The 15,305-nt window shown below is 62.0% G+C and carries 14 protein-coding genes; 10 read left to right on the top strand and 4 right to left on the bottom strand.

Features of this window, described 5'->3' with window-relative positions; genetic code table 11:
- The first annotated feature begins 95 nt into the window (after positions 1 to 95).
- A complete protein-coding gene (locus tag PMI24_RS10160; protein ID WP_007953481.1) occupies positions 96 to 1,019 on the top strand; it encodes an SdiA-regulated domain-containing protein in 924 nt (307 codons plus the stop codon).
- A gap of 117 nt (positions 1,020 to 1,136) precedes the next feature.
- Positions 1,137 to 2,054 (top strand): SdiA-regulated domain-containing protein, encoded by a 918-nt coding sequence (locus tag PMI24_RS10155; RefSeq protein WP_007953479.1) that lies wholly within the window; start codon positions 1,137 to 1,139, stop codon positions 2,052 to 2,054.
- A gap of 144 nt (positions 2,055 to 2,198) precedes the next feature.
- On the opposite strand, the gene rpiA is transcribed toward PMI24_RS10155, so the two are convergent.
- A complete protein-coding gene (gene rpiA / locus PMI24_RS10150) occupies positions 2,199 to 2,873 on the bottom strand; it encodes a ribose-5-phosphate isomerase RpiA (protein WP_007953476.1) in 675 nt (224 codons plus the stop codon).
- A 146-nt stretch (positions 2,874 to 3,019) separates the two neighbouring features.
- Here rpiA and ilvA point away from each other — a divergent pair, with 146 nt between their 5' ends.
- Positions 3,020 to 4,534: a threonine ammonia-lyase, biosynthetic gene (ilvA, locus tag PMI24_RS10145; RefSeq protein WP_007953475.1), complete on the top strand. Its 1,515-nt coding sequence runs from the start codon at positions 3,020 to 3,022 to the stop codon at positions 4,532 to 4,534.
- 39 nt (positions 4,535 to 4,573) lie between these two features.
- Positions 4,574 to 4,999, top strand: a complete 426-nt coding sequence (locus PMI24_RS10140; RefSeq protein WP_007953473.1) for a DUF2269 family protein — start codon at positions 4,574 to 4,576, stop codon at positions 4,997 to 4,999.
- A 118-nt stretch (positions 5,000 to 5,117) separates the two neighbouring features.
- On the opposite strand, the gene PMI24_RS10135 is transcribed toward PMI24_RS10140, so the two are convergent.
- Positions 5,118 to 5,774: an HAD family hydrolase gene (locus PMI24_RS10135; protein WP_007953472.1), complete on the bottom strand. Its 657-nt coding sequence runs from the start codon at positions 5,772 to 5,774 to the stop codon at positions 5,118 to 5,120.
- A gap of 143 nt (positions 5,775 to 5,917) precedes the next feature.
- Between PMI24_RS10135 and PMI24_RS10130 the strand changes: the two genes are divergently transcribed.
- Both PMI24_RS10130 and ptsP read left to right on the top strand, forming a co-directional pair.
- Positions 5,918 to 6,397 (top strand): RNA pyrophosphohydrolase, encoded by a 480-nt coding sequence (locus tag PMI24_RS10130; protein ID WP_003229203.1) that lies wholly within the window; start codon positions 5,918 to 5,920, stop codon positions 6,395 to 6,397.
- Between the two features lie 22 nt (positions 6,398 to 6,419).
- The gene (gene ptsP, locus PMI24_RS10125; RefSeq protein ID WP_007953470.1) at positions 6,420 to 8,699 is read left to right on the top strand and encodes a phosphoenolpyruvate--protein phosphotransferase; all 2,280 of its coding nucleotides are present in this window, start codon (positions 6,420 to 6,422) and stop codon (positions 8,697 to 8,699) included.
- Between the two features lie 33 nt (positions 8,700 to 8,732).
- Here ptsP and PMI24_RS10120 read toward each other — a convergent pair whose 3' ends face one another.
- Complete coding sequence (locus PMI24_RS10120) at positions 8,733 to 9,479, bottom strand: NRDE family protein (protein ID WP_007953468.1); 747 nt, start codon at positions 9,477 to 9,479, stop codon at positions 8,733 to 8,735.
- 131 nt (positions 9,480 to 9,610) lie between these two features.
- Here PMI24_RS10120 and PMI24_RS10115 point away from each other — a divergent pair, with 131 nt between their 5' ends.
- From PMI24_RS10115 to PMI24_RS10105, 3 genes are all read left to right on the top strand, one after another.
- Positions 9,611 to 10,393 carry a sulfite exporter TauE/SafE family protein gene (locus tag PMI24_RS10115; RefSeq protein ID WP_007953465.1) on the top strand — a complete coding sequence of 261 codons (783 nt, stop codon included), beginning with the start codon at positions 9,611 to 9,613 and terminating at the stop codon, positions 10,391 to 10,393.
- Between the two features lie 96 nt (positions 10,394 to 10,489).
- Positions 10,490 to 11,305 carry a prolipoprotein diacylglyceryl transferase gene (gene lgt / locus PMI24_RS10110; protein ID WP_007953463.1) on the top strand — a complete coding sequence of 272 codons (816 nt, stop codon included), beginning with the start codon at positions 10,490 to 10,492 and terminating at the stop codon, positions 11,303 to 11,305.
- A 50-nt stretch (positions 11,306 to 11,355) separates the two neighbouring features.
- Positions 11,356 to 12,327, top strand: coding sequence for a thymidylate synthase (locus PMI24_RS10105; protein WP_007953456.1), 972 nt, complete (start codon positions 11,356 to 11,358; stop codon positions 12,325 to 12,327).
- Between the two features lie 119 nt (positions 12,328 to 12,446).
- On the opposite strand, the gene cadR is transcribed toward PMI24_RS10105, so the two are convergent.
- On the bottom strand, positions 12,447 to 12,896 hold the full coding sequence (gene cadR / locus PMI24_RS10100) for a Cd(II)/Pb(II)-responsive transcriptional regulator (RefSeq protein WP_007953454.1): 450 nt from the start codon (positions 12,894 to 12,896) through the stop codon (positions 12,447 to 12,449).
- Positions 12,897 to 12,980: 84 nt separating this feature from the next.
- Between cadR and PMI24_RS10095 the strand changes: the two genes are divergently transcribed.
- A complete protein-coding gene (locus tag PMI24_RS10095) occupies positions 12,981 to 15,290 on the top strand; it encodes a heavy metal translocating P-type ATPase (RefSeq protein ID WP_007953453.1) in 2,310 nt (769 codons plus the stop codon).
- The last annotated feature ends 15 nt before the right edge of the window (positions 15,291 to 15,305 follow it).

The raw sequence follows: 15,305 nt of genomic DNA, 5'->3' as shown, positions 1-15,305 counted from the left end.
TCACATTTTGTCCGGATAATTCCGGTCATTCTGGCGTCTGAGCCGGCCTCTTTGTGCTATTACCCGTAGCCTGAATTTTCGGAACGCGTCCTTCGATGTCATCTCAAACTCAGCTCAAACCCGCCCGCCGTTCACGTTTCGCCCTGCGTTGGTATTCCTGGCTTTTGTTGGCAGCCGCGGCTGCGTACGGGCTAGCGTTTGCCATGCATTGGGATGACCGTGGCCTGTTGTGGGTGCTGGAGCGTTTCGAAAGCCCGGCCGAGAAACAGGAAAGCGTCTGGCTCCCGGACTACCGGGTGGTCATCGACGCCAAGCTGCTGCCGGGCATGGAAAAGGACGAAGCTTCGGACCTCTCCTATAACCCGCAGACCAAAACCCTGTTTTCGGTGATGGGCAAGAATCCTTTCCTGGTCGAACTGACCCTGCAGGGTGACGTGCTGCGCAAGATGCCGCTGGTGGGCTGGAGCAATCCGGAAGGCCTGACCGTGATGGAAAATGGCTTGATGGCGATTGTCGACGAGCGCGAGCACATGCTCTCCATCGTCAAGGTTGATGCCGAGACCCGCGAACTGAAGCGCGACGATTTCCCGAAATACGACCTCGGCCCGTCGAAAGACCAGAACAAGGCCTTCGAAGCCATCACCTGGGACGCCCGCAACCAGCAACTGCTTCTGGGCGAAGAGCGTCCGCCTGCGCTGTTCACCTGGAAAAGCGACGGCAGCCAGACGCTCAAGGGCGACAAGCAGAAACTCGACAGCGACGAACTGGACCTGCGCAACCTTTCGGCTCTGTCGATTGATCCGCGCACAGGTCACACCCTGGTGTTGTCCGCCGATTCGCATTTGCTGCTGGAACTGGACGAGAAGGGCGAACAGGTCAGCTTCATGACCCTGCTCGGCGGTTTCAACGGTTTGAAGAAAACCATTCCCCGCGCTGAAGGCGTGACCATGGACGAGGCCGGCACGCTGTACATGGTCAGCGAGCCGAACCTGTTCTACCGCTTCGAAAAGCAGAAGTAACGACTCCTACAGCAATTGCAGATCTGTGCAGTTGTGGCTTGAGGCAAGTGGCCATTAAGCTTCAGTTCAGACAGGCGTGATATTTCATCCGCCTGTTTTGACTCCGAGCCTGCCCGAATGCGTCGACTTGCCCGTCCCAAGCCTCTATTTATCATCCTGTTGGTGATTGCCCTGATCGCGTTGATTGCGATCGGGCAATACATGCGACTGTTCGAGCGTGCCTGGTTCAACCTGCATACGCTCTGGCAGCCGATGAGCAGCGAGGCCATCGGGCTGGACCAATATCGGGTAGAGATCGAGGCGAAAGTCATCGACGGGCTGAACGACGATGTCTCGGCGCTGACCTACGATCCGGTGCGCAAGAGTCTGTTCACGGTCACCAACAAGAATGCCGAGCTGATCGAGCTGTCGCTGGACGGCGCGATCCTGCGCCGTGTCGCCTTGATCGGCTTCGGCGATCCCGAGGCGGTGGAGTTCATCAGCGCCGACACCTATGTGATCACCGATGAACGCCAGCAACGGCTGATCAAGATCCACCTGGAACACGACACCACGTTCCTCGATGCGGCGGACGCCGAGCAAATGACCCTCGGTGTGCACATGAGCGGCAACAAGGGCTTTGAAGGCCTGGCTTACGACTCGGTGGGCAAGCGCCTGTTCGTGGCCAAGGAGCGGGATCCGATGCTGATCTATGAAGTGCACGGTTTTCCGCACTTCAACCCGGAAAAATCCTACGCGGTACACGTGATCAACAATCCCAAGCGCGATGCCGGGATGTTCGTGCGCGATCTGTCGAGCCTGCAATACGACGAGCGCAGCGGCCATTTACTGGCGCTGTCCGACGAGTCGCGGCTGATTCTGGAACTGGATGTGGACGGGCGCCCGTTGAGCACCCTGTCGTTGAGCGGTGGCCGGCAGGGCCTGAAGAAAACCGTGCCGCAGGCGGAAGGTATCGCGATGGATGACGACGGGACGCTGTATCTGGTGAGCGAGCCGAACCTGTTTTATGTCTTCAGGAAGCCTGCGCAGAATTAACCAACACCACAAAACACTGTGGGAGCGAGCTTGCTCGCGATGAGGGAGGGTCAGTCGCCAAACATGTCGACTGACACACCGCTATCGCTAGCAAGCTAGCTCCCACAGGTTTTTCATCTGCCCACAAATATGTGGCAGCCTGGTTTATTCAGCTTTGAGGGTCTTCACGCCTTCGCTGGTACCCAGCAACAGCAGATCCGCCGGACGCGCCGCGAACAGGCCGTTGGTGACCACGCCGACGATCGCGTTGATCTGCGCTTCCAGCTCCACCGGATTGGTGATCTGCAGGTTGTGCACGTCGAGGATGATGTTGCCGTTGTCGGTCAGCACGCCTTCGCGGTAAACCGGGTCGCCGCCCAGTTTCACCAGTTGGCGGGCCACATGGCTGCGGGCCATCGGGATCACTTCCACCGGCAGCGGGAACGCGCCGAGCACCGGCACCAGTTTGCTGGCGTCGGCGATGCAGATGAAAGTCTGGGCCACGGCCGCGACGATCTTCTCGCGGGTCAGGGCTGCGCCGCCGCCCTTGATCAGGTTCAGGTGTTCGTCGCTTTCATCGGCGCCGTCGACGTAGAACTCCAGGTTGCTCACGGTGTTCAGCTCGTACACCGGAATCCCGTGGCCCTTGAGGCGCGCGGCGGTGGCTTCGGAGCTCGCGACCGCGCCATCGAACGCGCCCTTGTGCTGGGCCAGGGCGTCGATGAAGCAGTTGGCGGTGGAGCCGGTGCCGACGCCGACGATGCTCTTGTCGTCGAGTTTCGGAAGGATGAAGTCGACGGCGGCCTGGGCCACGGCCTGTTTGAGTTGATCCTGGGTCATGCGGGCTCCGGAAGCGGGCAAGGTAAGAACGGAAAGGCCGGCATTATAGCCTCAAGCCGGGCTAAAACCTCTGCATTCGTGTGGTCGTCCGGCCGAAAGCCGGGTTAGACTCGCTGGTCCCGCCCAACCGCCAGTGATGCTTTCCGATGCTCGAACAGTACGTCAAGAAGATCCTCACCTCGCGCGTTTATGACGTTGCCGTAGAAACCCCGCTGCAGAACGCCCGCCAGCTCTCCGAGCGGCTGGGCAACGACATCTGGCTCAAGCGCGAAGACTTGCAGCCGGTGTTCTCGTTCAAGATTCGCGGCGCCTACAACAAGCTGACCCAGTTGAGCGACGAAGAGCGCGCTCGCGGCGTGGTCACCGCGTCGGCGGGCAACCATGCGCAGGGCCTGGCCCTGGCGGCGAAAGTGCTGGGCGTGAAAGCGACCATCGTGATGCCCAAGACTACCCCGGAGATCAAGGTCGAAGGCGTGCGCTCACGTGGCGGCAAGGTGGTGCTGCACGGCGATTCCTTCCCGGAAGCCCTGGCCTACTCGCTGAAACTGGTCGATGAAAAAGGCTACGTCTACATCCACCCGTACGACGATCCGCACACCATTGCCGGGCAGGGCACCGTGGCGATGGAAATCCTGCGCCAGCACCCGCAGCCACTGGACGCGATCTTCGTTCCGGTGGGCGGTGGCGGTCTGATCGCCGGCATCGCGGCGTACGTGAAATACCTGCGCCCGGACATCAAGGTCATCGGCGTCGAGCCCGATGACTCCAACTGCTTGCAAGCGGCAATGGCCGCAGGCGAGCGCGTGGTACTGCCGGCCGTGGGCATCTTCGCCGACGGCGTGGCGGTGGCGCAGATCGGCCAGCACACTTTCGACATCTGCAAGGATTACGTCGATGAAGTGATCACCGTCAGCACCGATGAAATCTGCGCGGCGATCAAGGACATCTACGACGATACCCGCTCGATCACCGAACCGGCCGGCGCCCTGGGCGTGGCCGGGATCAAGAAGTACGTCGAGCAGCGCGGTGTCAGCGGCAAGACCTTCGTGGCCATCGATTCCGGGGCCAACGTCAACTTCGACCGCCTGCGCCACGTCGCCGAGCGCGCCGAGCTGGGTGAAGGCCGCGAAGCGATCATCGCCGTGACCATCCCGGAGAAGGCCGGCAGCTTCAAGGCGTTCTGCGAGGCCATCGGCAAGCGCCAGATCACCGAATTCAACTACCGCTACAACAATGGCAGCGAAGCGCACATCTTCGTCGGCGTGCAGACCCACCCGGACAACGACCCGCGCAGTGCGCTGCTGGCGAGCCTGACCGAGCAGGGTTTCCCGGTGCTCGACCTGACCGACAACGAACTGGCCAAGCTGCATATCCGTCACATGGTCGGCGGGCGCGCAGCGCACGTGGTCGATGAAGTGGTGCTGCGCTTCGAGTTCCCGGAGCGTCCGGGCGCGCTGTTCAACTTCCTCAACAAGCTCGGCGGGCGCTGGAACATCTCGATGTTCCACTACCGCAACCACGGTGCGGCGGATGGCCGTGTGGTCGCCGGTCTGCAAGTGCCTCACGACGAACGTCATCTGGTGCCCGCAGCCCTTGAGGAAATCGGCTACCCGTACTGGGACGAAAGCGACAACCCGGCCTATCAGCTGTTTCTTGGCTGAACGGCTACGCTGATGGGCAGGCCATAAGGAAATCGGATCATGGAAACGTTAACCGCCCTGAAAGCGGCGCACATGCTGGCGACTGCGGTGCTGTTGCTCGGTGCGCTGGGCCTGGGAATCTGGGTCTGGCGCGCACGGCGCAACGGTGACGCGACGGCGGGCAGCCGCACGTTGCAGCGGCCATGGCTGTTTGTCTGGCTGTTGATCGTGCTGGCGCTGGTGAGCATGCCGTTCACTGGCTGGTGGATGGTGCATCTGGTGGGCTGGCCGCTGGGGCAGACGTGGATTCTGGCCTCGAGCGTGCTCTACACCGTAGCGGCGCTGGCGTGGTTCTGGCTGCTGGTGCGTTTGAACCGGTTGCGCAAGGCGCCGGGCGGCGTGGGCCGGTTCAGTCTGGGGCTGGCGTTGTTCGGGCTGGTCTGCTTTATAGCGATTGCCGGGTTGATGGGCGCCAAGCCGGTTTAAGACTCTGGACCGAGTCGATCCCATCGCGAGCAGGCTCGCTCCCACATTGGATTTGTGTGCGACACAGATCCAATGTGGGAGCGGGCTTGCTCCGGGCGGCGTTCCGACGAAGGCGTAGTCAGTCGCGCAGACTGATCACCGGCCAGCCACGCTTCTCAGCCTCGGCCCGCAGGTTCGGATCCGGGTCGACTGCCACCGGATTCGCCACCTGCTCCAGCAGCGGCAGGTCATTCATCGAGTCGCTGTAGAAATAGCTGCCCTCCAGCGAATGCCCGGTTTCTTCCAGCCAGCGGTTCAGGCGCGTCACCTTGCCTTCGCGGAAGCACGGCACATCGGTGCTGCGCCCGGTGTAGCGGCCGTCCTGCATCTCGCACTCGGTAGCGATCAGGGTTTCAACGCCCAGGCGCACGGCAATCGGCGCGGTGACGAAGCGGTTGGTGGCGGTGATGATCACCAGTTTGTCGCCGGCATCACGGTGCTTTTTCAGCAACTCGAGCGCCTTCGGCAGCACGATCGGCTCGATGCAGTCGCGCATGTAGTCGTTGTGCCATTGCTCAAGCACGGCCATCTCGGTGCGGCCGAGAATTTCCAGGCAGAAGTTCAGGTAGGCCGCGTTATCCAGTTTGCCGGCCAGGTAATCCTGATAGAACTCGTCGTTGCGCGTCTTGTAGGCGATCGGGTCGAGGAAGCCGCGTTCGCACAGATAATCGCCCCAGGCGTGATCGCTGTCGCCGCCCAGAAGGGTGTTGTCCAAATCGAATAAAGCCAGGCGCATTGCAGTTACCCGCTGAAAAGTCAGTAAAAAGGCCACAAGAATACGGTCTTTTCACAAGAGTGCACATAAGCTCGGAACCTTCGTTGCCGCCTTCACAACCTTTGTGGAACAATGCGGCGACATGCGTTTGCGAGGTTGTTGCCGTGATCGACCCCGATGGTTTCCGCCCTAATGTCGGGATCATTCTGACGAATGACGCCGGCCAGGTGCTATGGGCTCGCCGTATCAATCAAGATGCCTGGCAGTTTCCGCAAGGGGGAATCAATCCCGAGGAGACGCCGGAAGACGCCTTGTACCGCGAGCTGAACGAAGAAGTTGGCCTGGAACGCGAAGATGTTGAAATACTGGCCTGCACCCGGGGCTGGTTGCGCTATCGTTTGCCGCAACGTCTGGTGCGAACCCACAGCCAACCGCTGTGCATCGGCCAGAAACAGAAATGGTTTCTCCTGCGCCTGATCTCCAACGAGCAGCGGGTGCGGATGGATTTGACCGGTAAACCGGAGTTCGATGGCTGGCGCTGGGTCAGTTATTGGTATCCGTTGGGCCAGGTGGTGACATTCAAGCGCGAAGTGTATCGCCGCGCTCTCAAAGAGCTTGCCCCGCGCCTTTTAGCGCGCGACTGACGACGGAGTTCGACCCCGAGCCATGCTCAATACGCTGCGCAAGATCGTCCAGGAAGTTAACTCCGCCAAGGATCTCAAGGCGGCGTTGGGGATTATTGTGTTGCGCGTCAAAGAGGCCATGGGCAGCCAGGTCTGCTCGGTCTACCTGCTTGATCCAGAGACCAACCGCTTCGTGCTGATGGCCACCGAGGGCTTGAACAAGCGCTCGATCGGCAAGGTCAGCATGGCACCCAACGAAGGTCTGGTCGGCCTGGTCGGCACGCGTGAAGAACCCCTGAACCTCGAAAACGCCGCGGATCACCCGCGCTACCGCTACTTCGCCGAAACCGGCGAAGAGCGCTACGCCTCGTTCCTCGGGGCGCCGATCATTCACCACCGCCGCGTCGTTGGCGTGTTGGTCATCCAGCAGAAAGAACGCCGCCAGTTCGATGAAGGTGAAGAAGCCTTCCTCGTGACCATGAGCGCGCAGCTCGCGGGCGTAATCGCCCACGCCGAGGCCACCGGCTCGATCCGTGGCCTGGGCCGTCAGGGCAAGGGCATCCAGGAAGCCAAGTTCGTCGGCGTGCCGGGTTCGCCGGGCGCGGCGGTCGGTACCGCGGTGGTCATGCTGCCACCGGCGGATCTGGACGTGGTGCCGGACAAGACCATCACCGACATCGACGCGGAACTGGCGCTGTTCAAGACCGCCATCGAAGGCGTGCGCGCCGACATGCGTGCGTTGTCGGCCAAACTGGCGACCCAGTTACGTCCGGAAGAGCGCGCGCTGTTCGACGTCTACCTGATGATGCTCGACGATGCCTCGCTGGGCAGCGAAATCACCAACGTGATCAAGACCGGGCAGTGGGCCCAGGGCGCGTTGCGTCAGGTCGTGACCGATCACGTCAACCGTTTCGATTTGATGGACGACGAGTACCTGCGTGAGCGGGCGTCGGACGTCAAGGACCTGGGCCGCCGCCTGCTCGCCTACCTGCAGGAAGAGCGTCAGCAGAACCTGGTCTACCCGGAAAAGACCATTCTGGTCAGCGAAGAACTGACGCCGGCGATGCTCGGCGAGGTGCCGGAAGGCACGCTGGTCGGTCTGGTGTCGGTGCTCGGTTCGGGTAACTCCCACGTCGCGATCCTGGCCCGGGCCATGGGTATCCCGACGGTGATGGGTGTAGTCGACTTGCCATACGCCAAGGTCGATGGCATTCCGATGATCGTCGACGGGCTCAAGGGCGAAATCTACACCAACCCGAGCGAAGTGCTGATCAAGCAGTTCGCCGAGGTGGTGGAAGAAGAGAAACAACTGGCGCTGGGTCTCGACTCCCTGCGCGACCTGCCGTGCGTGACCCTCGATGGCCACCGCATGCCGCTGTGGGTCAACACCGGCCTGCTGGCCGATGTGGCGCGGGCACAGAAGCGTGGCGCCGAAGGTGTCGGTCTGTACCGCACCGAAGTGCCGTTCATGATCAACCAGCGCTTCCCGAGCGAGAAGGAACAACTGGCGATCTACCGCGAGCAGCTTGCCGCATTCCACCCGCAACCGGTGACCATGCGCAGCCTGGACATCGGCGGCGACAAGTCGCTGTCGTACTTCCCGATCAAGGAAGACAACCCGTTCCTCGGCTGGCGCGGGATCCGCGTCACCCTCGACCACCCGGAAATCTTCCTGGTGCAGACCCGCGCGATGCTCAAGGCCAGCGAAGGCCTGAACAACCTGCGGATCCTGCTGCCGATGATCTCCGGCATCCACGAGCTCGAAGAGGCGCTGCACCTGATCCACCGGGCCTGGGGCGAAGTGCGCGACGAAGGCACCGACGTGCCGATGCCGCCGGTGGGCGTGATGATCGAAATTCCTGCGGCGGTTTACCAGACCAAAGAGCTGGCGCGGATGGTGGACTTCCTGTCGGTCGGCTCCAACGACCTGACCCAGTACTTGCTGGCGGTGGACCGCAACAACCCACGGGTGGCCGATCTCTACGACTACCTGCACCCGGCGGTGCTGCAAGCCCTGCAAACCGTAGTGCGCGACGCCCATGCCGAAGGCAAGCCGGTGAGCATCTGCGGCGAGATGGCCGGTGACCCGGCAGCAGCGGTGCTGTTGATGGCGATGGGTTTTGACAGCCTGTCGATGAACGCCACCAACCTGCCGAAGGTGAAATGGATGCTGCGTCAGATCAACCTGAGCAAGGCCAAGGATCTGCTGGCGGAACTGATGACCATCGACAACCCGCAGGTTATCCACAGCTCGCTGCAACTGGCGCTGAAGAACCTTGGGTTGGCGAAGATGGTCAATCCGGCGGCGGTCAAACCCCTCTAGAAAGACAAGATCGCAGCCTTCGGGCTGCGATCTTCATAGGTTGATCTCCACTTCCCCCAGATGCCCGCCATACGGCCCAAAACTGCGCTCCACCATCCGCCGCGTCCCGTCCGCCTGCACAATCAACGCCGTACTCGCCCGAGTCCCATAGCTCTGGCTGGCAATAAACACACTCGACAACAACGACTCGGTCGCCAGGCCCACGCCGGTGTCCGGCAGGTCAGCAAACGGAGCCGTCTGGGCATCGCTCAATAAAGCCAACAACCGCTCGGGCTGCGGATCATCCAGCACCGCACTCAATGCCGTCTTGGCCTTGAGCAGTTTCGGCCACGGCGTGTCCAGCCCTGCGTTGGACAGGCCATAAACGCCAGGCTGCAACATCACCGGTTCCGAAGACCGCGCATTGAAGTGCCACAGCTCGTTGGCATTGCCCAGCAGCAGGTTGAAGCCGGCATATTCCGGCGAACGGGCGACAACGTCGGACAAATAGTCATCGATCGACAGGTTTCCGGTCAGAAAACCCGCCACCAACTCGCCCCGAGAGCGTCGCGCCGGCGGCTGATGGGGATCGCGAATGTTGGTCAGCGCCGCAAAACGACCGTTGGCACCAAGACCGAGCCAGGTGCCCCCGGCCTCAAGATCGCGACCGGCGTGAACGTGCGGCGACTCGGGCCACTGCCCCAGCGGCAAGCTGGGCCGGGCGTAGAATTCGTCGCGGTTGGCCGCGACGATCAGCGGCTGGGCATGCCCCGGTCGCCAGGCGAAAACAATCAGGCACATAAGGTGGTCCTTGTGTGTTTTTTGCCCACTCTACGCAGACATCGTCCGTGCATCCATCGCCAGTGGAGCCGAAGGGTATCCATCCGTTACCATGCCGCTCCGGTTTTGGGGATGCGCCTTGGGAGGCAGTCATGGAATTTCTGCTCTATCTGGCGCTGGGCGCCTGTGCGGGCGTATTGGCCGGGCTGTTCGGGGTGGGCGGCGGGATCATCATCGTCCCGGTGCTGGTGTTCAGTTTCACCTTGCAGGGCTTCGATCCGTCGATCCTGACCCATCTGGCGGTCGGCACGTCCCTGGCGACGATCATCTTCACGTCGGTCAATGCCGTGCGTGAACACCATCGACGCGGCGCCGTGCGCTGGCCGATCTTCAAGTGGATGACCGTCGGCATCCTGCTCGGCGCCGGTTTCGGGGCGCTGACCGCCGAAGCGATCTCCGGGCCCAACCTGCAAAAAATCATCGGTGTGTTCGCCCTGGTGATCGCGGCGCAGCTGGCGCTGGACGTCAAACCCAAGGCCAGCCGAACGGTGCCCGGCAAACTCGGTCTGACCATGGCCGGCAGTGTGATCGGCTGGGCCTCGGCGATTTTCGGGATTGGCGGCGGCTCGCTGACCGTGCCGTTCCTGACCTGGCGCAGCGTGCCGATGCAGCAGGCGGTGGCGACCTCGTCGGCCTGCGGTCTGCCGATTGCTGTGGCCAGTGCAATAAGTTTCATGATTCTGGGCTGGCATGATCCGTTGCTGCCGGCCCATAGTCTCGGGTTTGTGTATCTGCCGGCGCTGCTGGGCATTGCCCTGACCAGCATGGTGTTCGCCCGTCTCGGCGCGCGGCTGGCGCACAGGTTGTCGCCGAAGTTGCTGAAACGGCTGTTCGCGGCTTTGCTGTTTTGCGTGGGCCTGAGCTTTCTGTTCTGAGCCGTCTGTTTTGGCCGGTCGCAATCCTGGCTTAATCCTGAGGTGACAGCGTCGCCCGGGAATTTTTGAAGATTTGAATGCTAACGAGGAGTCGCAATGCTGCCTTACCCGCAGATCGATCCGGTGGCCCTGGCCATCGGTCCGCTGAAAATCCACTGGTACGGCCTGATGTACCTGGTCGGCATCGGCGGCGCGTGGCTGCTGGCATCGCGCCGGCTCAACCGTTTCGACCCGACCTGGACCAAGGAAAAACTCTCCGATCTGGTGTTCTGGCTGTCGATGGGGGTGATTGTCGGCGGGCGTCTGGGCTATGTGCTGTTCTACGACCTGAGCGCCTACATCGCCAACCCGACGCTGATTTTCGAAGTGTGGAAGGGCGGCATGTCGTTCCACGGCGGTTTCATCGGCGTAATGCTGGCCGCGTTGTGGTTCGGCAAGCGTAACGGCAAGTCGTTCTTCCAGCTGATGGACTTCGTGGCGCCGATGGTGCCGATCGGTCTGGGCGCCGGACGCATCGGCAACTTCATCAACGCCGAGCTGTGGGGCAAGGCCACCGACGTGCCGTGGGCCATGGTGTTCCCACCGTTCAGCGACCCGGCGCAACTGCCGCGTCACCCGTCGCAGCTGTACCAGTTCGCGCTCGAAGGCGTGGCGCTGTTCCTGATCCTCTGGCTGTTCTCGCGCAAGCCGCGGCCAACCATGGCGGTGTCGGGCATGTTCGCGCTGTTCTATGGCATCTTCCGTTTCATCGTCGAATTCGTCCGCGTGCCGGACGCGCAACTGGGCTATCTGGCCTGGAACTGGCTGACCATGGGTCAGGTACTCTGCGTACCGATGATCATCGGCGGGCTGTTCCTGATCTGGCTGGCCTACCACCGCGCCCCGGCGGCGCCGGTTGCACCGACAGCTTAAATATTCGAACCCCGGCGCCGTTTGCCGGGGCTCAAGGACACAGGTAACTCATGAAGCAATATCTCGATCTGGTGTCGCACGTCATCAACAACGGCACCAAACAGGCCAACCGTACTGGCGTGAACACCATCAGCTTTCCGGGCGCCATGCTGCGCTTCGATCTGCAGGAAGGTTTCCCGGCGATCACCACCCGCAAGATGGCCTTTAAATCGGCCATCGGCGAGATGTGCGGCTTTCTTCGTGGCGTGAACAACGCCGCCGAATTCCGTGCACTGGGCTGCAAGGTCTGGGATCAGAACGCCAACGAAAACGCTCAGTGGCTGGCCAATCCGTTCCGCCAGGGCGAAGACGATCTCGGCGAAATCTACGGCGTGCAATGGCGCAAATGGCCGGCATACAAGCAGATCCCGCTGAGCAACACGGCGGCCATCGAGCAAACCTTGAGCAATGGCTACAAGCAGATTGCCCAGGGCGAAGAAGACGGCCAGGCCTACGTGGTCTTGTACAAAGCCATCGATCAGGTGCGCCAGTGCATCGACACGATCATCAAGGACCCGGGCAGCCGCCGCATCCTGTTCCATGGCTGGAACTGCGCCCAACTCGATGAAATGGCCCTGCCGCCGTGCCATCTGTTGTACCAGTTCCACCCGAATGTCGAGACCAAAGAGATTTCTCTGACCCTCTACATCCGCTCCAACGACCTGGGCCTGGGCACACCTTTCAATCTCACCGAAGGCGCCGCGCTGCTGAGCCTGATCGGTCGCCTGACCGGCTACACGCCGCGCTGGTTCACCTATTTCATCGGTGACGCCCACGTCTACGAAAACCACCTGGACATGCTCAACGAACAGCTCAAGCGCGAGCCGTTCGCCATGCCGAAACTGAAGATTTCGGACCGCGTGCCGGAGTTTGCCAAGACGGGTGCGTACCAGCCGGAATGGCTGGAGCTGGTGGAGCCGAGCGACTTCTCGCTGGAAGGCTACGAGCACCATGCGCCGATGACTGCGCCGATGGCGGTCTAGTCGGCAGGATCGTTCCCACGCTCTGCGTGGGAATGAATCCCGTGACGCTCCGCGTCACTTTGGACGCGGAGCGTCCATGGCGGCATTCCCACGCGGAGCATGGGAACGAGCGTCAATCGTTAGTGCCCGTGACTGCGGCCCACATGCGAATGCTCAACCTCCGCCGCCACAACCCCGCCACTCACCTCCAGCCGCTGCAAAATCCCGCACTGATCCGCTTCCGGCCCCTCGCCACAGCGCTGGCGCAGGTCGAGCAGTTGCGTCTGCAATGCCAGTAACCCATCGATCCGCGCCTTGACGTGCTGGATATGCTCGTCGATCAGCGCATTCACGCTTTCGCACTGGTCCTGCGGGCTGTCGCGCAAGGCGAGCAGGCTGCGGATTTCTTCGAGGGTCATGTCGAGGGTGCGGCAGTTGCGGATGAAGGTCAGGCGCTCGGCGTGGGCCTGGGTGTAGACGCGGTAGTTGCCGTCGCTGCGGGCCGGTTCCGGCAGCAGGTTTTCACGCTCGTAGTAGCGGATGGTTTCCACGGCGCAATCGGTCTGTTTCGCCAGTTCTCCGATCTTCATGACGGCAATCTCCAAAAGGGTGCTTGACCCTATAGTGGCTACAGGGTCTTTACTTGGCAACAGGCACCTTCATGGACGCGACCAATGAGCGATTCCCTGCACACCCACAAGCCCGGCGACGGGCACGATCACAGTCACAAACTGCAGCCTGTGCATAAACATGCCCACGGCGGCGATTCCTGCTGCGGGTCGAAAACCGTTACGCCTGCGCCGGCTCATTCGAGTGCAGACGCCTGCTGCTCGTCGAAAGCCGCCGCGCCTTCACTGGTGCAACTGAGCGAGGCAAAAAGTGCCGACGCCCGGCTGAGCAGCTTCCGCATCGAGGCGATGGACTGCCCGACCGAACAGACGCTGATCCAGAACAAGCTCGGCAAACTGGCCGGGATCCAGCAGCTGGAATTCAACCTGATCAACCGCGTGCTCGGCGTGACCCACAATCTGCCGGACACCGCGCCGATCATCGACGCGATCAAATCCCTCGGCATGCAGGCCGAGCCGCTGGAGGCGGGCGTCGACGCGCCAACGCCGGCGCCGGTGAAAAAACACTGGTGGCCGCTGGCGCTGTCCGGCGTCGGTGCGCTCGCTGCCGAAGTGATCCACTTCACCAGCGCCGCCCCGACCTGGGTGGTGGCGATCATCGCGCTGATCTCCATCCTCAGCGGCGGCCTCACCACTTACAAGAAGGGCTGGATCGCCCTGAAGAACCGCAACCTCAACATCAATGCACTGATGAGCATCGCCGTGACCGGCGCCGTGTTGATCGGCCAATGGCCGGAAGCGGCGATGGTGATGTTCCTGTTCACCGTGGCCGAGTTGATCGAAGCGCGCTCGCTGGATCGCGCGCGCAACGCCATCAGCGGCCTGATGCAGATGACGCCGGAGCAGGCGACCGTGTTGCAGGCGGACGGTAACTGGGTCGAACTGGACGTCAAAAGCATCGATCTCGGCGCCCGCGTGCGGGTAAAACCTGGCGAGCGTATCGCGCTGGACGGTGAAGTTGTCAGCGGCAGTTCGACTATCGATCAGGCGCCGATCACCGGCGAAAGCCTGCCAGTGGAAAAAACCGTTGGCGACAAGGTCTTTGCGGGCACCATCAACCAAGCGGGTTCACTGGAATACGCGGTGACGGCAGCGGCGAACAATTCGACTCTGGCGCGGATCATCCACGCCGTGGAACAGGCGCAAGGCGCGCGGGCGCCGACTCAGCGCTTCGTCGATCAGTTCTCGAAAATCTACACCCCGGTGGTCTTCGTTCTGGCCCTGGCCGTGGCGATCATCCCGCCGCTGTTCATGGGTGCTGCGTGGTTCGACTGGATCTACCGTGCGCTGGTGCTGCTGGTGGTCGCTTGCCCGTGTGCGCTGGTGATTTCCACTCCTGTGACCATCGTCAGCGGCCTCGCGGCGGCGGCGCGCAAAGGCATACTGGTCAAGGGCGGCGTGTACCTGGAGGGCGGTTTCAAGCTCGACTATCTGGCCCTCGACAAGACCGGCACCATCACCCACGGCAAACCGGTGCAGACCGATTACCTGTCCCTCGACCCGACCGCCGACGCCACGGCCCCGGCGATTGCCGCCGCGCTGGCCGGGCGCTCCGATCACCCGGTGTCGCTGGCCATAGCCAATGCGGCTGTGGATAAGGGGTTCGCAGCGCTGATTGTGGATAACTTCGAAGCGCTGGCCGGCCGTGGGGTAAAAGGTGAGGTCAATGGTCAGGTCTACCACTTGGGCAACCATCGTCTGGTTGAAGAACTGGGCCTGTGCTCGCCGCAACTGGAAGAAAAACTGTTCGCGCTGGAGAAACAGGGCAAGTCCGTGGTGTTGCTGCTCGATAGTTCCGGCCCGCTGGCGCTGTTTGCCGTGGCCGACACGGTCAAGGAAACCAGCCGCGAGGCGATCCGCCAACTTCACGAACTGGGCGTGAAAACCCTGATGCTGACCGGCGACAACGTCCACACCGCGCAGGCGATTGCGGCGCAGGTCGGGATCGATCAGGCCAAGGGCGATTTGCTGCCGACCGACAAATTGCAGGCCATCGAAGACCTGTACGCGCAGGGCCGTCGGGTCGGCATGGTCGGTGACGGCATCAATGATGCACCGGCACTGGCTCGGGCCGAGATCGGTTTCGCCATGGCGGCGGCCGGCACCGACACGGCGATCGAAACCGCCGATGTCGCCCTGATGGACGACGATCTGCGCAAGATTCCGGCCTTCATCAGCCTGTCGCGCCATACCGCCGCTATTCTGAAACAGAACATCGCGCTGGCGCTGGTGATCAAAGCGATCTTTCTTGGGGTAACCTTCGCCGGGCTCGCCACCATGTGGATGGCGGTGTTTGCCGACATGGGCGTGAGCCTGCTGGTGGTGTTCAACGGTTTGCGCCTGTTGCGCAAATAGAGGAAGAGGGGCGGT

This window comes from Pseudomonas sp. GM25, assembly GCF_000282255.1.
Classification (GTDB): Bacteria; Pseudomonadota; Gammaproteobacteria; order Pseudomonadales; family Pseudomonadaceae; genus Aquipseudomonas; species Aquipseudomonas aphyarum.
This window is presented reverse-complemented; position numbering and strand designations above follow the sequence as displayed.